The sequence below is a fragment of the Bradyrhizobium sp. CCBAU 65884 genome (genome assembly GCF_028128835.1).
Lineage (GTDB): Bacteria > Pseudomonadota > Alphaproteobacteria > Rhizobiales > Xanthobacteraceae > Bradyrhizobium > Bradyrhizobium ottawaense.
Window position 1 is genome coordinate 1 of sequence record NZ_LBJU01000085.1, and the last position, 17239, is coordinate 17239.

Annotated in this window: 15 protein-coding genes and 7 pseudogenes; 10 read left to right on the forward strand and 12 right to left on the reverse strand. The window is 60.1% G+C overall.

Annotation, left to right across the window (positions count from 1 at the left end):
- Window positions 1–121 precede the first annotated feature (121 nt).
- A pseudogene (locus XI03_RS05220) lies at window positions 122–923 on the forward strand (IS5 family transposase); the annotation flags it as partial.
- Between the two features lie 274 nt (window positions 924–1197).
- Here the strand turns inward: XI03_RS05220 and XI03_RS05225 are convergent.
- A complete protein-coding gene (locus tag XI03_RS05225) occupies window positions 1198–2229 on the reverse strand; it encodes an IS110 family transposase (RefSeq protein WP_271591526.1) in 1032 nt (343 codons plus the stop codon).
- A gap of 89 nt (window positions 2230–2318) precedes the next feature.
- Between XI03_RS05225 and XI03_RS05230 the strand changes: the two are divergent.
- Window positions 2319–2763 (forward strand): annotated as a pseudogene (locus XI03_RS05230) (IS5/IS1182 family transposase); the annotation flags it as partial.
- Between the two features lie 539 nt (window positions 2764–3302).
- Here the strand turns inward: XI03_RS05230 and XI03_RS05235 are convergent.
- Window positions 3303–4463 (reverse strand): IS110 family transposase, encoded by a 1161-nt coding sequence (locus XI03_RS05235; RefSeq protein WP_271591527.1) that lies wholly within the window; start codon window positions 4461–4463, stop codon window positions 3303–3305.
- A 123-nt stretch (window positions 4464–4586) separates the two neighbouring features.
- Here XI03_RS05235 and XI03_RS05240 point away from each other — a divergent pair, with 123 nt between their 5' ends.
- The 4 genes from XI03_RS05240 (at window position 4587) to XI03_RS05255 (ending at window position 7765) form a co-directional block, all read left to right on the forward strand.
- Window positions 4587–4730 (forward strand): hypothetical protein, encoded by a 144-nt coding sequence (locus XI03_RS05240; protein ID WP_271591528.1) that lies wholly within the window; start codon window positions 4587–4589, stop codon window positions 4728–4730.
- Between the two features lie 511 nt (window positions 4731–5241).
- A complete protein-coding gene (locus XI03_RS05245) occupies window positions 5242–5505 on the forward strand; it encodes a hypothetical protein (protein ID WP_271591529.1) in 264 nt (87 codons plus the stop codon).
- Window positions 5506–5905: 400 nt separating this feature from the next.
- Window positions 5906–6286: a hypothetical protein gene (locus XI03_RS05250; RefSeq protein ID WP_271591530.1), complete on the forward strand. Its 381-nt coding sequence runs from the start codon at window positions 5906–5908 to the stop codon at window positions 6284–6286.
- A gap of 648 nt (window positions 6287–6934) precedes the next feature.
- Window positions 6935–7765, forward strand: coding sequence for a nodulate formation efficiency C protein (locus tag XI03_RS05255; protein ID WP_271591531.1), 831 nt, complete (start codon window positions 6935–6937; stop codon window positions 7763–7765).
- 778 nt (window positions 7766–8543) lie between these two features.
- On the opposite strand, the gene XI03_RS05265 is transcribed toward XI03_RS05255, so the two are convergent.
- The 7 genes and pseudogenes from XI03_RS05265 to XI03_RS05295 all read right to left on the reverse strand — a co-directional run bounded on the left by XI03_RS05265 (window position 8544) and on the right by XI03_RS05295 (window position 12578).
- Complete coding sequence (locus tag XI03_RS05265; protein ID WP_271591532.1) at window positions 8544–8720, reverse strand: hypothetical protein; 177 nt, start codon at window positions 8718–8720, stop codon at window positions 8544–8546.
- A gap of 149 nt (window positions 8721–8869) precedes the next feature.
- Entirely contained in the window at window positions 8870–9166 is a 297-nt protein-coding gene (locus XI03_RS05270; protein ID WP_271591533.1) for a hypothetical protein, read from the reverse strand.
- A gap of 76 nt (window positions 9167–9242) precedes the next feature.
- Complete coding sequence (locus XI03_RS05275) at window positions 9243–9686, reverse strand: hypothetical protein (protein ID WP_271591534.1); 444 nt, start codon at window positions 9684–9686, stop codon at window positions 9243–9245.
- 127 nt (window positions 9687–9813) lie between these two features.
- A complete protein-coding gene (locus XI03_RS05280) occupies window positions 9814–10056 on the reverse strand; it encodes a hypothetical protein (protein WP_271591535.1) in 243 nt (80 codons plus the stop codon).
- 492 nt (window positions 10057–10548) lie between these two features.
- Window positions 10549–11098: pseudogene (locus XI03_RS05285) on the reverse strand (transposase); the annotation flags it as partial.
- Window positions 11099–11798: 700 nt separating this feature from the next.
- Window positions 11799–12251, reverse strand: a complete 453-nt coding sequence (locus XI03_RS05290) for an IS3 family transposase (RefSeq protein ID WP_271591536.1) — start codon at window positions 12249–12251, stop codon at window positions 11799–11801.
- 21 nt (window positions 12252–12272) lie between these two features.
- The gene (locus XI03_RS05295) at window positions 12273–12578 is read right to left on the reverse strand and encodes a transposase (RefSeq protein ID WP_271591537.1); all 306 of its coding nucleotides are present in this window, start codon (window positions 12576–12578) and stop codon (window positions 12273–12275) included.
- Window positions 12579–13067: 489 nt separating this feature from the next.
- Here XI03_RS05295 and XI03_RS05300 point away from each other — a divergent pair.
- The 4 genes and pseudogenes from XI03_RS05300 to XI03_RS05315 all read left to right on the forward strand — a co-directional run.
- Window positions 13068–13685 (forward strand): annotated as a pseudogene (locus XI03_RS05300) (IS110 family transposase); the annotation flags it as partial.
- Between the two features lie 250 nt (window positions 13686–13935).
- Window positions 13936–14262 (forward strand): annotated as a pseudogene (locus tag XI03_RS05305) (transposase); the annotation flags it as partial.
- Between the two features lie 268 nt (window positions 14263–14530).
- Window positions 14531–16001, forward strand: a pseudogene (istA, locus tag XI03_RS05310) (IS21 family transposase).
- On the forward strand, window positions 15998–16165 hold the full coding sequence (locus tag XI03_RS05315; protein WP_271591539.1) for a hypothetical protein: 168 nt from the start codon (window positions 15998–16000) through the stop codon (window positions 16163–16165). The pseudogene istA and the gene XI03_RS05315 overlap by 4 nt, the downstream one beginning before the upstream one ends.
- Before the next feature lie 199 nt (window positions 16166–16364).
- Here the strand turns inward: XI03_RS05315 and XI03_RS05320 are convergent, their stop codons facing one another.
- The 3 genes and pseudogenes from XI03_RS05320 to XI03_RS40470 all read right to left on the reverse strand — a co-directional run.
- The gene (locus XI03_RS05320) at window positions 16365–16631 is read right to left on the reverse strand and encodes a helix-turn-helix domain-containing protein (RefSeq protein ID WP_271591540.1); all 267 of its coding nucleotides are present in this window, start codon (window positions 16629–16631) and stop codon (window positions 16365–16367) included.
- 39 nt (window positions 16632–16670) lie between these two features.
- Window positions 16671–16973: a hypothetical protein gene (locus XI03_RS05325; RefSeq protein ID WP_271591541.1), complete on the reverse strand. Its 303-nt coding sequence runs from the start codon at window positions 16971–16973 to the stop codon at window positions 16671–16673.
- Window positions 16973–17172: pseudogene (locus XI03_RS40470) on the reverse strand (IS110 family transposase); the annotation flags it as partial. The gene XI03_RS05325 and the pseudogene XI03_RS40470, both read right to left, overlap by 1 nt.
- Window positions 17173–17239 lie beyond the last annotated feature (67 nt).

Sequence of the window (17239 nt, forward strand, 5' to 3'; positions counted from 1 at the left end):
GGCTTCTATGAGGTCGCACGCTACGATAGCGCGCGGCTTAAGCCTGCCACGCGACCTCACAGAACCCTCAAGATTCCATCGAATCGCCAGTCATGATTCCCTCCTCGCTTCGGAGGTGGCGATGCGACCGAAGAAGCCCAAAGCGACGGGATCGGGCGATCTGTTCCGGGCCAGGCTGGACCAGATCATCAACATGAAGCACGAGCTGGTTCAGCTCGCCGGCAAGGTCGACTGGGACTGGATCGACGGCGAGATCGCGCCGCTCTACAGCGAGAACGGTCGGCCGGGCATCGCGGCCCGCTTCATGATCGGGCTGCTGCTGCTCAAGCACATTTACGGCCTGTCCGATGAGGGGTGTGCGAGCGCTGGGTCCACGACCCGTATTTCCAGTCCTTCACCGGCGAAGAGTTCTTTCAGCACGCGTTCCCGCATGAGCGCTCGGACCTGAGCCACTGGCGCAAGCGGCTGGCGACAAGCTGGAGCTATTGTTGGCCGAGAGCCTGCGGGTGCCGCACGAGGCCGGCGCGTTGCGCAGCCAGGACCTCAAGCGGGTCACGGTCGATACCACCGTGCAACCGAAGGCGGCCATCACCTTCCCGACCGATGCCAAGCTGCTGCACGCGGCAATCAAGGGGCTCAACCGCCTGGCGAGGAAGCACGGGGTCAAGCTGCGGCAGTCCTATCTTCGCATTGCCAAGACCGCGGCGATGATGGCGGGACGCTATGCGCACGCCAAGCAATTCAAGCGGCATCAGCGGCAGTTGCGCATCCTGCGCAGCCGGCTGGGCCGGATCATCCGCGATATCCGCCGCAAGATCGAAGGTCAGGCCGTGCTCGAGAACGCCTTCGCCCTCCCGCTCGGCCGGGCCTCGCAGATCCGCTCGCAGCAGCAGCGACAGCGAGGCTTCAAGCTTTATTCCTTCTGTGGTTGCCGTCCGTGATGCAAGAAGATTTTTGGCATGCGAGCATGTGATCGAGTGCGCACTTCTGTGAGGCCTTCATGTGCAGCCTTCAGATGCCGCCGGCCGGTATGGTGATCTGCGGATCAAGTCCAAATCTTCCATTCGAGCTCGAAGCTCCAGGAATAGAGCTGGTTTTCCTGATCCAGATCTTTCGATCATTTGCCCATGCAAGTCGTCGTCTTCTCACACTCCCCAACGTACCGGCGTTAGATTAAAGCTCGCTGGAGACTGATCGTCATCCAATGGCCGCCAGCGCCGGATCTCGATAGTCCTCCTTTTTCGTCAGCATCGCCCAGATGGCGCGCGCCATCTTGTTCGCTAGTGCGACCGCCACGAGCATACGGGGCTTCCTGACCAGCAGGCGGGCCAACCAAGTTCCCTGGCTTATGGACTTGCGTCCCAGCCAGCTCAGGCGGGACATTGCGCCGACGATCAGGAGCTTACGTATGTCCACCTGGCCTGCCTTCGACGTCCGGCCAAGCCGTTGCTTACCACCCGATGAATGTTGCCGTGGGACGAGCCCCAGCCAGGCGGCGAAATCCCGGCCGGATCTGAATATCTCCATCGGCGGCGCGAAGGCCTCAATCGGCAGCGCGGTGATCGGGCCCACGCCGGGCATCGTCTGCAGGCGCTTTGCCGTCTCGGTCTCCGTGGCGAGCTCCTTGAGCCGCACCAGCATGGCCTGGATCCGAGTGATCTTTTCAGCGATCTGCTGCAGCATATCGCGGCAGAGATCGCGCACGAGCTTCGGCAAATCACTTCGCTGCTGGTCGAGCAAGTCCTGAATCTGCTTCATGCCTGGGCTTCCTTGCGGAGCGATGTAGCCGTATTCATAGAGATACGCGCGCAAGGCATTCGTCAATTCGGTGCGCTGACGGACCAACTGCTCCCGGTTTCGAAACAGAACCGCCCGCGTCTGCTGCGCCACGGTCTTGATCTCGACAAAACGCATTTCCGGACGCTGCGCCGCGTCAACAATCGCCTCGGCGTCGGCCGCGTCATTCTTATGACGCTTCAAGAACGGCTTGACGTAGCGCGGTGAGATCAATTTCACGTCGTGCCCCAGCTTGATCATCTGCCGAGCCCAAAAGTGGGCCCCGCCGCAAGCCTCCATCACCACTACGCTCGGCGCCTGCTCACCCATGAATTTGTGGAATTGAGCTCGCGAGAGCTTCTTGCGAAACTTCACGTGCCCCGTCATCGAAGCGCCATGGAATTGGAAAACATGTTTTGCCAGATCCACGCCGATCATCGTATCCTTCGTCACGGTTGCCGTCCTTTCCGCTGAGTGGTTGTGAATCACCACCCTTTTGGCACATTGCGATGCCGTCGGGGATGGACGGCAACCATCCCATCTTCCATGCTCCAGAGGTCGACTGCATCGGCAAAGGCAAGGCCGCCGCGCCTTACGAGTTCGGCGTCAAAGCCTCGATCGTCACCAACAACCGCCGTGCTCCTGGCGGCCTGTTCGCGCTGCACGCCAGGGCGCTACCCGATAACCCGTACGATGGTCACACCGTGCGGGACGTCATCGACCGCACCGAGACACTCACCGGCTGTGCGATCGAGCGGGCCTATGTCGACAAGGGATACCGCGGCCACGACGCGCAAAATCCTCGCCGCGTCTTCATCGCCGGCCAGAAGCGCGGCGTGTTCGGTGCCACGCGCGAGCTGCGGCGCCGCTCCGCCATCGAGCCCATCATCACGACACCTGAAGGCCGAAGGTCATCTCGGCCGCTGCTACCTCAAAGGCCGCGCCGGCGACGCGGCCAACGTCGTGCTCTCAGCCGTGGGCCACAACTTGTATGGGGTGTCTCCTGTCAAGAGCCTTAGTTAGCGACTCTTCTCCTTGCGCGGAGGGTGCAGTTGTGTGCATCGAGCTTCAGCAAATTGATCGTGGGGTTCGACGAAGCCATCCCCTCGGAGCCGCCGTCGCTCGCTTGCCCCACGCGCAGCGCTGGCGAGCGACGGCGGCGGAGAGGGGTGGCCCATCCTCGTGGGGCCTGAGCATGACAGGCGGGAAGGCACGGACCTTGACGATCGCCTTCTTCAAGCCCGGATGGTCATCAGAGATTACGAACTCCATGGCATGGCGCGACTGAGAGACATTCCGAGGGAGCTTGCAATATCCGGCGGCCATCGCGCCGCATACTTGTATGCGGTCGAACGCAATCTTCGACCATGATGCAGCAATGCGCATCTCAAGCGAAGCTCGGGCAGCGGGCCCATTCTTCCGCGAGGTCATATGGACCAAGTTGTGGCGCGGGTCACCGCCACCTCGGAGTATCAGGGTTCAGCGATTGCTTCGCCAAGCCCCAATTGAGGTGTCTCGTCGCGCGTTCATGCTACCGGGCGTAACTTGATCCCGACAGGTATTTCGCCTGTCGTCGTCAGGCGCCAGAACGCAATGAGCAATTTGCGCGCCAGCGCCACGATCATGGTCTTGCGCGTACCGCCGCGCGCGTCGGCCGCGCGAGTGCGGAACCATTGGGCTAATGCGCTGTCCTTTTGGAAGAGGAGAAAACGCCAGGCCAGTTGGATCATCCCACGCCGTACCCGGGCATTGCCAGCGCGTGCAAGGCCTTTCTCCCGTCTTCGCTTGCCGCTCTCATCGGGAGCGCCCGTGAGGCCCGCGTAACGCGCGACCGCTCTGCGATCTCTCAATTGCCGAGAGAGGATCTCATGCACGAGCATGTCCGCTGTTTCGACTCCAACGCCAATAATCCGCGCCAGCAATTTGACCATCGCGTTCGCACCGCTCTCGGAAACCTGCAAACGCTGTAATCGAGCCGCCTCGATCTCCCTGATCTGCTCCCTGACGAGGCGAAGGCGGACCATGTCCCGGCGCATCTCGGCGACAGTGTTGGGCGGCAGAAGTACCCCTTCCGGCGTGCGCAGCGTCTCGAGCTGCTTTGACGCATGACGCAGCGTCGGCTTAAACTTGCGAATACCCAGGCGAGCGAGACATGCCTTCATTCGATTGACAATGCTGGTCTGCTGGCTGACAAGGTTCTCACGCTCGCGGTTCGGACGTCGGGCGTCCTCTTCATCGAGACTTGGGATTGCCGCCATTTGGCAATGGTTCGGCTCTCCGCGTAGCCAACCGAGAAGAGCGCGCTTCAAATACTCGGTGTCGAGACGATCGGTTTTAGCCCGCCGGTGCTCGCGGGGGACGGCGACGCTTGTTGCGTGGATAACGAAGGCCTCAACGCCACGCGCTCGCAGCCACCGCGCCAGCCAAAAGCCATCGCGACCGGCCTCAAAGGCGACCGCTATGCGTGTGATCGCGTGCCCAACCTTTGCGGCCTCCTCGCGCCAGCGGTGTAGCAACCGGAGCAGCGCGTCTTCGTCGGCGCCAAGCTTCTTCAACGGATGACGATCCAATCCGGGGACGATTCCAGCGACGAGCCAGCTAGAGAGGCTCATCTCGATGACCGCGATCAGCGTACTGTTCTGTTCCAGGACCGTGGAAGACCGGCCAAGATCGTTTGCATTTTGCATGGGGGTGCTCCATTGCTCATGACCAGCCTCAATACTCTCACGGCTTTGCTGGTCACCCCATAGTATCTTCCGCCGCATCCTCGCCTGGCTCAGAGAACTCTTGTGCCTATTCCTGATCCATCCATGGCGTACGCTCGCCTGTCCAGCCCCGCTCAACTCGGCTTCTTAACGGACGACGCTTTACTCTGGCTGTGGCTTCCGGACGAAGGGCAACGTGATAAAACGCTGCTTTCTTCCTGGGAATTTATCGTGATCGAAATGCCGTGATGGGCCACATAGGAAGACTTGCACAGTTCGCGCAAGCTACGCGAATGCCAACCGGTGCGGTCTCAGCGCGGGCGGAGCGCGCCCCGAGCGAGTCCAAACCTCCTTCTTCTAAGACCTGTTCAGGGGGCATTGGTTTGAAGCGGCTGGCCCTTGTTAGCGTATTGGAAACCGAGAGCCTCGCTCGCTGCGTCGAGCTCGCGTTCTCAATTTGTGGACCTCGCCCGGCATCTCCGCGTATGCCTCGCCTGCCTTGAAGGTGTGCGGCGGCTTTCCATCAGCTTCGTAGACAACTGCGCCCTTTACCGGCCGACATTTATACCCAACGCCGAGATTCGTGTACAGCGGCAGACGGCGGACCAAGATACCACCCAGGGCGCGCCGCCTTACAAGGATCAAGCCGTGGTGATCCAGCGCATGTGCGAGATCGGGCGTCAATCGGCTCGATCCTGAATACTTCGCGCGGTGGCGCGCCTACTATCGCAACATCGTCGAGCAATACGTCGCACGCGCGATGTCCTGGTCCGACGCCCACAATGCGTTGAGCTCCCTCGGCTACCGGGATCAAGCGTTCAAGATCGAGTTACTCGAATTGGACAAGGCCCGCGCCCGCCGGGGCACGGCTGTCGATCCCTCACGGCTGCCGAGCTTTGCACAGATGGCGGTGTTCGCCTTACCGAAGTTCAAGCTCTCTGATCGCAAGGGCCGCGATTTCCGCCGGGTCACGGACAACTGTTTGTGCAATCTTGATGACCTTCCTCGCGATCATTTCCGTTAGCGGATCGTCACCATCCTTCACGCAAAGGGTATGGAGCGCTTGCTTGTAAGCCGCCCTGATGCGGCTGACCATTTCGGGCTCCATCGCGGAGTCTCGAACTAATCGGTGAATAATGCCCATCTCTTGACCAGGGGTTCGGCATCGTCTCCCTCCCACGTGAGGCGAACCATAAACGCTTCCCACGAACGAAGTTCACTGAGAGAAGCAATGCTAGAACGTGAAATTTAGTGGATCCCACCGAAATGGTAAAGCCACGGTATCCCGCCTTACAAGGACTGACAAGGCTCGGGCGCCGGCGATGATCGTGATTGGTGCGCTCCACTTCTGCATTGCGGTGTCGGATCTTTGACAAAGTCGGGAATTGAAACACAGCTCTATCAGAGGATCGTGCTGTTCTAAAATGAGTTCTCTGATTGGCGCAGCACTTGCTTGCCCTGCTGTCGCCCCGCTGGGTCACGAACCGAGGACTGCTCGTGGCGCGGAGATCCACAACAAAGCAAATGGAGCATTTCAAATGGCAATCCAGCAGCTGACGAACCAAGTTGATGACAATCCTGGGCCAGGATACCAGCCGCCTTGGGATTTCCTGCTCGTCGACACGAATACAGGCGTGGGAGGGAAGTACATTTACATCGGTTATACTCTCGGTGACCGAAATCCGGTGACGTCTGTCGATTTCATTGCATATGACGAAGCGCAAAGGAATCCGCCTCCCGGTTGGCATTGGACTGGTCAAGATCTGAAAGAAGGAGCAGGTGGGAAGTTCATCTACATGGTCTAGAAAAACGACGAGGCGGGCAAGCAACCCATCACAGCCCTGCAACTGCTTCCGACCCAGCAATCCAAACCGCCGGCTATCAGCGGGTATGAACCGATCAATCAAGACCTAAATCAAGGTGCCGGGGGCCCCTACATCTGGCCGTATTACAGCACGACCGTCCCTATGCAGAAGAAGCAAGAAGCCGTACTTCTAAAGAAGTAGACGAGCGAGGGCTGCACTGGCGCCTGCGCTATACGGCTAGCCTCGGCGTGGCGCCAACGTGCAGTTGGTTCGATTGGCTGGCTAAGCATTCAGCGAACGATTGACGTCGGTTGATGCGCATAGCCCTTCCCCAAACAGTGCTCAGCAATCCACGGCCTATCACCAAGACCGGCTGTTCGCACAGCCTAGAGCTTCTTAAGGTACTTTGAGGCCTGCCTCGTCAGGCGGGATCGCCCAGTCCGCGCATATTTGGCGGTGGCGTTTTCGGCCTTTGGTTTCTCGCAAGAAAGTGGCTTTCCCGAGCCGTAAATCACCCGCCCGACGGGCCTTCACTCCAGACGCAGCGGCATTGTGACCAACCAACCCTGATAGGTGCGTCTTGGGTCTCTTCGGAGATACGATGCGACGCGGATATAAGGGCTGGCAGCGTGGGGTAAGAGAAAGAATATGACTGATAGACGCCTGCTTTGGTTCGGTCTCGGGCTCGGGGGCTGTGTCGGCCTTAGTCTATGGCTGGTTTTGACCAGCGGGCTGGCCGGTAATGGCGATGGCGCCCCTGCGGATGACAACCCTCTGATCGACAAGGTTAGAAAAACTTGGCGAGCGCAGGATGGTGAGACGGCGGAGGAAATTTTTGCCAAGGTCTCGACGGTAGCCCATTTCGTTCCGAGGGGATGGGAGGTTGGCCGAAAGACCGACACTGGCGAGCCCGTCATCTTTTCATGGGCCAAACACCGGTCGGATAAAACGAAGGACGAATATACGGTTACTTGGGAGGTGGCACCCGACGGCACAATAAATCTTGTGGCTCCGCATGCGAAACCGATGGAACTAGGCTGGCAAGCGTTCGCACTCTCTCTTGTTGCTGACGAGGTAGCGAACGACGAAAGGGGCGCGAACCGTCGCTTTCTGCATGATCCCGCTAACTTCAACTTCGTGACGACGGCGCAAGGCAAGCTGGGCGATCTTCTGCGGCGTGGCCGTTGCACTATCGGCGATCCTGTTGAAGTGTACAACTCGCCGAAAATAGACGAGCAGCAAACCGCTGATGGTGACCTGTGGCACGTCGAGCTTTCGGTCGATTGCAATATTCCCGAACCTAGTTATTTTACCCGTGACGGAGTCATCATTTTCGAGAAGGGCGAAGGGCAGGATTGGGAGCCGCAATCCTTCTTTGCCAGGCTTATCGACACGTCTGCACCCGGCTCTTGGTTTGAGCCTGCAGACCCGAAGGACCAGGAAGCATTCGAGCCAGCCCGAAAGACATTGGCAAAATGAACGCAGCAAACAAGCTTGCGGTGCGGGCCGTCGATCATGGACAGCGAAGACGAACAGTTGACGATACTGATACGTGTCATCGCCTGCGCAGAGAACGGGCACGGAGGGCGTGTCATCAGGTAGCTCGTACCTCGCCCCTGCAGGCGGTAAATCATGAAGGGACTGGCGAGCAAGCCGACCGTGGAAACATCTCAATCGCGTTAGCGTCCGGCGGTAGAGGCTGTCTTGCCGGTCACCAGCCCCTAGGCGGCAATCCGGACCGAAGCTCGATGCTTTACGATGGTGCAATGACGCGCTGAGGAGCGGCCGTTATCCGTAATCTGCCTTTGACCACCTATTGGGCAGGGCCGAGTAGTGTGCTGGAGGACGGGCCTGGTGGATGCAATGACACCGACTTGGTTCGTCACGTTTGAGCGCAAGCGCGGTGTCCTGCCAAGCAGCGCAGCCCCCGCGAAACGAAGACTTTTGCGACCGAGGCAGAAGCCAAGGCGTTCACGCGGTTGATGCTCGAAGAAGGCTTGGCGATCTTCGCAGGCACAATCAATCCCCACTTACCCAAACGGCTCATTCCGTCTTCAGGCATCCATTCTTGGCTTGAGGATGAACCGGTGTAAGAGCGACGGCGTCAACTCGTGGCCCCTTTTGCGACGAAATCCGCCTGTCGCCTGAATGGCGGTTGTGAGGGGGAATGCTGCCAGCGCTGCAATCCACACCATCGGACAACGCTTCGCCCGCTGCGATGATCGGGCCGTTCAGTCGAGTGCCATGGCTGTTTCCCTTACTGTCGTTGCAGAACGCAGTTCTGCAGCAGCGCGTCCTTGCGCTCGATTGATTTGCCAACCTCGTGCAGTGTGAAGGCAAAGCCAGCCAGAACGGTGACGTTGACCAGGACAAGCACCAGCGCGAGCGGCTCGCCGCGCAGGCTCTCGACGATGTTGGTCGCCAGCTGCTTCATCTGACCATCCATCAAAAATCAACCGGCATCCGTTAACCGGAGCCGGATGGTGCAAGTCTCTGTGTAAGATGAAACCACGACTCGACCCGAGAGCGCTGGGCTCTGGCATCGAGCTATACTGCGATCAAGCGCAGGCCAGAACCCAGCAGTCAACGTAAATTTCTGGCGAGCCATTCATTCCAGTCGAGCGTCGGATCGAGGATGCGCTGCTGTTTGAAGCGGCTGGCCAGTTCCTGGCGCGCTGCTTTCGAGAGCTTCTGGTAGAGGAAGCGAAGCGCGACCACGGTCTCGCGACGGTTACGTTTGGTCAGATTGCTATCCGCCTCGCGGCTCGTGAGCTTTCCGATTAATCCAATCGGCCCAACGGGTGCAAGCCGCTCTCCTTGTAGGAGCAGAGTCGCCTGCTTCTCCAGCTCTTTGCGCTTCTGTTGCTGGGTGATTGTCATTCGGGCAACCGATAGGCCCGCTCGCCGTCGCGCGATAGATGAGCGGGATTTTTTGCGGCGTCAACGTAAATCTTCATCAGCGCGTCGGACATTTTTCGGCTGGTTCTTGCCCGACGCTTCCAAGCAGCGGGAAGATGTCCGGCAATAGGCGTTCGCTGCAATCGAGAACGTCTAACGTAATCAGTCGTTTGGTGACAGCCTTGCGCAGTCGCGCTCGCGCTTCAGCGTAGCTCATCCCAGCCCCGCTTTTTTCCGCATCGAGACGCCACGCCCGATAGGCAGCGTTGAACCAGGCAAGCTCGCCGGTCGCGTTCGCCGCATCGATCACCTCCTGGACGTGCCTCACCGCTGATTTGACGCGAGCCAGCGCTGCGTCGTGATCTGTCAGCGGGATATGCCAGTCGCGAGCGACCTGCTCGATCTGCTGCGCCGCGACTTCGGCCCGCACAGCGAGCCGACCGTCCTGGTCGTGCGGCAGCACGCTGTCAACCTCGGCCGCGATTGCCTCGGCGGCTCGCATGTTGGCCACTCAGTGGGCGGCCAAGCGGGAGAGAGTGACCACTTCATGGGTTGCGGTGCTGTGGAGCTTTACTTTGTAAACGGTTGTCCTCGCCATCTCTGTTTCCATTTGCTGCGTCGCCGGCGTATCAGCGCAGATGAATCAGCACTAAGTTGCCCCGCCTGGGCAGCGGCGCAAGCTTGTCGAGAATGTACTGCGGAGCTCCTTCTTTGATCTCCACGCCGTAAGCGTAAACTAACCCGTCGTCGTTGGCGATCTCGTGTATCGCATACTCGATCTCATTTAGTTCATCGGGCGTGAGGTCAAGGGCCGCGGCAATCGCTTCCGCTTCCTCGCGGTCATAGTCATCTTCAGGCTGTCTGCTGCTCATTGCGCACCACTCATCATCTCCAATGCCGTTTCCATCGATTTCGTCCGAATCACCTGCTAACATAGGCTCCAAAGTTTTGCCTAATGAGTTGCGCGGTGCCGAGTTTCAAAGGTCCTCGACTAGGCCTGCGCGCGGCCAGAAGCTCTCTCGGCTGCTCGGAATACCCGCGTATCGCCAGCGCGAAAGTTGACTTCCTTCGCGCCTTTAAACCCTGCTACAGAGTCACGGCACAATCAGCCCAACGTTCAATCGCACGAACACGTCATCAATCGCATGCGCAAGCTCATAGTCGTTCAAAGGGCTCACATCGTCTTCGCCCGCAAAGTGCAAACCCACCGCTCTGAGTTCTGGCCCTAACACAGTTTCGGATCAGGGGCGCGGCACACAATAAGCGCCGCTTACCTAGCTTGAAGCGCACGTGTCCGTCGTCAGATAATTTGAGACTGGTCAGGCTTTTTGAGAAGGGAGGCTCTGGCTCATCAGGGTTAGAGTTTAAGCGACCTGCAGTTGATGCTGCAAGCGGCGGTTTGCGATGGTATCGCGCTTGATGCGGTTTCGTTCTGCGAGGATCGCCTCAGCCCTGCCGAAGTAGACATCGGCTGGCGTGAGGTTGTCGATACTCTCATGATAGCGGACGTGATTATAGTGTTCGACGAAGGCTCCTACTTGACGATCGAGATCACCGGGTAGGTAATAGTTGTCGAGCAGGATGCGATTCTTCAGCGTCTGATGCCAGTGCTCGATCTTTCCCTGGGTCTGAGGATGGTACGGAGCGCCGCGCACGTGCTGCATGCCCTTCTGGTCGAGCCACTCGGCCAGATCATCCGCCACGTAACTCGAACCATTGTCGCTGAGAAGCCTTGGCCGGTGCGCGACGGCGATGTGGTCAAGGCCGAATGCGGCGAGTGCCTGGTCGAGGGTGGCTGTGACATCGGAAGCGCACATGGCGGGACCGAGCCTCCAGGGCACGATGTAGCGTGAGAAGTCGTCAAGCACGGTCGAGAGATAGTACCACCCCCCAACCGGTGATCTTGAGTGGAGTAAGAAGCGCGAGCGCGCTTCTCCTCCCCGAACCGTACGTGCACCTTTCAGCGCATACGGCTCTCTGTTCAAAGCTTGGCCCATGGCCATAGCAACATCATCTCGCGAGCTTGTGCTGCATTTCACTGATTATCAAAGGTCTTCACCTCATTCGGTCAGGTAGTTTGCACTCCAAGCAGTTTGAACTGTTCCCCTTCGCCATGTGGCAGGCTTTCCCTGCCGCGGACTACTACGAGAACTCCGCCAGCATGATGGACATCAGGGTCAACTCCCTTGCGACGCAAAGCATCGTGGGCATTCCATCATGCCTTCCCTCGTTCCTATACTGGACGTCATCGTATTGGTGAGGCTGCCGGTCGCAGTCTTTTCCCTTGCTTTCCGCAAGTCGATGCCGATGCCATGGTCTGGCTGCGTTCTCCCCATGACCCCTCGCGAGCGTCCTTACACCTGGGCTCGCGTTCGGATGCCGGCCGCCATATCTGTCCGGCGACATCATCATCATTCCACCTGTTAAGCCGTGTAGACGGAGGCGACATTTCAGCCCTCAGATGCGGGTGAACCGGTTCGTGTTCCTCAACCTTCCAATACTTCAGCCTCGGGGACCATCTCGGCTTAACGGCTTCGCCTCAATCCCCTCTACCTGCGGGCTACGTCACCCTGCCAGTTGACGACAGGTCACCGCCGCTTGGGCTCGTGTCCCCTCACAGCAGGGGACAAGTCATTTTTTTTAGTCCTCCTTTCTCTTTTGCACGCGCTTCCCCAAATGTGGGGCGAGGCGCACGATACGTGATGTCGGCCGCCCACACCTGGTTCGGCCGGTCGATCGTCATGTTGCGCAGCAGATAGGGATAGATCTTGTGGCCCGGCGCCGGCTTTGTCGTGTTCGGCTTCGGTCCCAGCGCCGCGATGCCCATCTTGCGCATCAACCGCTGCACGCGCTTGCGATTGATCTGAAGCCCCTCAGTCTTCAGCATCGCGGTCAGTCGCCGCGAGCCCAGGAATGGCCAGGCGGTGAACAGCTCGTCGATCCGCTGCATCAGGGCAAGGTCGTTGTCGTTGGCCGGCCGTGGCGGCCGGTAGACCCCAGAACGGGCGATGCCAAGCAACATGCATTGCCGGCGGATCGACAGCGCTTGGTCGGCGCGATCGAGCATTCCTCGACAAGTCCGGCGTGCTCATCTTCCGGACCTCCGCGCTAAAAAATCGCGCTCGACTGTCAGTTGTCCAATCTTGGCGTGCAGCTTCTCGAGCTCGCGTTCGCGCGTTTCCTCGCTCTCGCGCCCGACACCCGCGTCAAAAGCCCGGGCCGCCTGGTCCAGCAGCTGCTTCTTCCAGGCATAGATCTGGTTTGGGTGAACCTCATAGCGCTGGGCCAGATCGGCCACCGTCGCCTGCTCCCGCACGGCTTCCAGCGCGATCTTTGCCTTCTGCGCGTTCCAGCCGATCGTGATCATCGATTCCAAGCCATCGTGATCACCCATTCCAGAGCATCGTGATCACCATTTCCAGACGATCGTGATCGCTATTTCCAGCGATCGCGATGGAGGGCAACCAGGAGGCGCGCACGGCTGACAGTCTGCAACCCGGGTAGCTTTGTCTTTTGCCTAACCGCAGAGGATCGAGATGCCGACCGAGAGACTGTCCATGCGCCAAGCTCAAGCTGCACCAAATATGCGGAAGAACCCAATCAAGGTGAGAGAGTTTCGCTGGGCTCGTGACGTAGGGAGGGCGTAGCCCGACCGGAGTTACGAGCCCAGCGTCGGCGCGATCCGCGAGGGACCGCGCCGACTGGTGATCGCGGCCGGCAGGTTATGCAAGTGGTTCTTCCGCCAAGAGGAATCACTCGCTTGCCCGGCCGACACATCACAGATCACCAAATGAGATGGGATGGTTGCCGCCCTCCCCAGACGGCATCGTAATGTGCCAAGAACGCAGTGTTTGAACCACGAAGCGAAGAGGACGGCAAATTGATGGATACGGTGATCGGAGTGGATCTGGCCAAGAATGTGTTTCAGCTCCACGGGGCGTCAATGGCGGGACACTTGAAGTTTCGAAAGAAACTGTCGCGGCTTCAGTTTCGGAAGTTCATGGCGGGGCATCCATCGGCGGTGGTGGTGATGGAGGCCTGTGGCAGCGCCCATTATTGGGCACGGGAGATGGTCAAGCTCGGCCATGAAGTAAAACTGATCGCTCCGCAATATGTGAAGCCTTTTGTGAAATGCCAAAAGAACGACGCGGCTGATGCCGAAGCAATCGTGATCGCGGCACAGCGCCCCGAGATGCGCTTCGTCGAGCCGAAATCGGAAGAACAGCAGGCCAGGGCAGTGCTCTTTCGGGCTCGGAAGCGCCTTGTTCATCAGCGCACCGATCTAGTGAATGCGCTGCGTGCTGTTCTCTACGAATTCGGCCATATCATCCCGCAAGGAATCGAACAACTTAAACGCATTGACGCAATCCTTGAAGGTCCGAACAGCGATCTACCAGAACTGGTCCGCGAGGAATGTCGGAGTCTCATTGATCAGATCGCCTACAAGACGGAGCGGATCGATGCCAAGGCAGAGCAGCTCAAGAAGTTGGCGACGCGGACTGTCGGGGGGGGGGGGGGGGGGGGGGGGGGGGGGGGGGGGGGGGGGGGGGGGGGGGGGGGGGGGGGGGGGGGGGGGGGGGGGGGGGGGGGGGGGGGGGGGGGGGGGGGGGGGGGGGGGGGGGGGGGGGGGGGGGGGGGGGGGGGGGGGGGGGGGGGGGGGGGGGGGGGGGGGGGGGGGGGGGGGGGGGGGGGGGGGGGGGGGGGGGGGGGGGGGGGGCGCACTGGCGATCGAGGCTTTCGCGCCCGACATGGCGGCCTTTAGACTTGGCCGAGACTTCGCGGCTTGGCTCGGCTTGGTCCCACGGCAACATTCCTCAGGCGGAAAGGAGAGGCTCGGACGCGTTTCGAAGGAAGGACAGGCGGACATTCGCCAGTTGCTCATCGTTGGGGCGATGTCGCGGCTGAACTGGCTCGGGCGCAAGTCGATCCCTAGCGGATCCCGGCTCGCGCAGATGCTGGCGAGGAAGCCGCGCATGCTTGTGGCGATCGCCTTGGCGAACAAGATGGCTCGGACGATTTGGGCCATGCTCAACCGGAAGGAGGATTATCGGAACCCAGCGCAGGCAGTGACGGCATGACTGCATGCAGCACGAAATAGCCTGACGTTGGTGAAGGGGGTGTGAGAAGGCGACGACCCGAATGGGCGCAACGATCGAACAGATCTGGATCAGGAAACCAGCTAGAGCCAAAGAGCCGATGTGCTCGGAGATGAGAATTGGACCTGGTCCGCGGATCACCATACCGGCCAGCGGCTTCTGAAAATGCCGTAAAGGAAGGCCTGACAGATCACACGCCAAAAGGTCAGAAATTTCTTGCATTGCGGGCGGCAACCACAGAAGGCTCTACATGAAGTACCGTCAGACCGATACCCCGGCCAGTGGCCGCCGCCAAGGCGTCGTTCAGTACCTCGACCGCATATCGTTTCGAGAAGGATCGAAGGCTCCCATCGCAGAAGGAGGGAGCCCGCGGCCGGCGCCGACCGGACCCGTTGGCCAGTGTGTTTGAGATCGAGGTCGTGCCGATGTTGAAGGCGGCCCCCGGCGTGCGGGCTGTCGCGATCTTCGAGGAGATGTTACGCCGCCACCCCGAGCTCGGGGTCAGAATCCGCCGCACGCTAGAGCGCCGGATCCGCGCCTGGCGGGCAATCCACGGCGAGGAGCAGGAAGTCATCTTCCTCAGACCCACGAAGTGGGTCAGGTCGGCCTGTCCGACTTCACCGAAATGGGCGAGCTCGGGGTCACCATCGCGGGCGTGCCGCTCGATCATCGCCTCTATCACTTCCGGCTGGCCTATTCCGGCTTTGAGCACGCCCATGTCGTGCTCGGTAGCGAGAGCTTCGTCGCCTTGGCCGAAGGACTGCAGAATGCTCTGTGGTCGCTCGGCGGCGCGCCGCGGGAGCATCGGACCGACAGTCTGTCGGCCGCCTTCTGCAATCTGGATCGGAATGCTCAGGACGATCTGACCCGGCGCTACGAGGACCTCTGCGCCCATTACGGCATGCGGCCTTCCCGCAACAATCGCGGCATCGCCCATGAGAACGGGGCGATCGAGAGCTCGCATGGCCATCTCAAGCGGACGATCGCCGATGCGCTGCTGTTGCGCGGCACTGCCGACTTCGATGATCTCGCCGCCTACCGCGGCTTAATCGACGAGATCGTCAGCCGCCGCAATGCCCGCAACGCCAAGCGCATCGACCACGAGCGCGCCACCTGCAGGCGCTGCCAGATCGCCGCACCTCGGACTACGAGGAGGTGATTGTCCGCGTGACGTCAAGCGGCGGCTTCACCTTGCGCAAGGTGTTCTACACCGTGCCGTCACGCCTGATCGGCCACCAACTGCGGGTGCGCCTCTACGACGATCGTCTCGACGTGTTCGTCGGCGGCACCCATCTCGTCACCCCGCCGCGTGGGCGGCCGCATCCCAACGGCAAGCACGAGCAGGTCGTCGATTATCGGCACGTGATCCATTCCTTGCGGCGCAAGCCAATGGCGCTGCTCAATCTCGTCTACCGTGATCGGCTGTTCCCGCGCGATGCCTATCGCCGAACCTTCGATCGTTTGCGCGAACGGCTGCCGGACAAGAAAGCCTGCCGGCTCATGGTCGATCTGCTTGCGCTGGCGCACGAGCGCGGCTGCGAGGCCGAACTCGCCGGTAGCTCGCCGCCGACCTGGACGCCGGCCAACTGCCCGACCTCGGACGGCTGCGCGCCCACTTCGCGCCCGATCCTGCCTGCATGCCGCAGGTCATGGTGCAGCTTGCCCCGCTCGCCAGCTATGAGTGCCTCATCGGCGCCAGCCAGATCGGAGACGCCGCATGAACACGGCCAGCACCGTCGACACCGCGCGCCTCAATCTGTTGCTCAACGAGCTGCGGCTGCCCGCCATCAAAGTGCTGTGGCCGCAAAACGCGGCGATAGACATTCTCCACGATCGCGACCGGGATGACAGGGCCGGCCTCATATGTCTGGAAGAAATGCGTTGATAGGCCCCAGATTTCACCTCTCATGAAGAGCCGCGTGAGCGCCCTTGGCGTGGTCGAGGTGCCGCTCTGCTCAAGCGCAATCACGCAAAACCGGTTCCGGTCCAGGTTCCCGGCTCAGCGAGTTTGCGAGAGCAGGTCAGGCCGCGCCCTTTGGCTGGCAATTCTCCAAGATCTGCGTCTGTTTCAGGGGAGGTGGCGGCTAGAGAGACACGCGCTTACGACCTTTGGACAATGTCTTTGCGGCTTTGGCGCGTTTGGAGGGCAGGACAACCAATTCGGATACATGAACACCCAGCGTTTCGGCGATGCGATCCAGGATATCAATTGTGGGATTTTTCGATTGTCGCTCAAGGCTAGCCAAGTAGGAGCGGTCAATCCCGGCCTCATAAGCCAGTTTTTCTTGCGAAATACCGCGGTTTATGCGGATCTGACGCACGTTCAAGGCCACAAGCGCACGAGCTTTCATGCGCTTACCATGTCATGCGCCCAGTACTTAAACCACTGGCTAAAGTCCAACTATTTTGTGGCCTGACGGTGCCGCGATTGCTGGGCATTTCGCTCGTTTCTGCAAGGCTTCGCAACGCTTCATAAGATCGTCGAACGTCTCGGCGTCGTGCAGAATGCCATCATCGGCCATTTTCTTGCAATCGGCTTTGAGTTCGGCGCGAGTTAAGGCGATGGAGAACGCCATTCGGGCCTTTCTCGACGCCGTCCGCAAATCGATGCGGCACATACGCATGTCATCGGCGCGACCACGATCGATCACACGCTGCTCACAGCCGCCGAGTGCCTCCAGTGTGAGGGCCATCTACGCCGCGAGTAACCAACGCGACCATCCTGTGCGCCCATCTCAAAGCCGATACGCTCCGCCAGTGGCGCATGTTTACGAAGCAGCTTGGACAGATCGCCGGAATCAGACTTGGCCTTCCAAAATCGGTTGACCACTCTCGTTGACTCCACAAACCGAAGTCTCTCTTCGAGACATCCAGGCCGACGTATTGCCTCATGATACCTCCGAATCGCTTGATTGCGAGGGCACGACGATAACGGTAGATGTCTGCCCCGAGCGCCGAC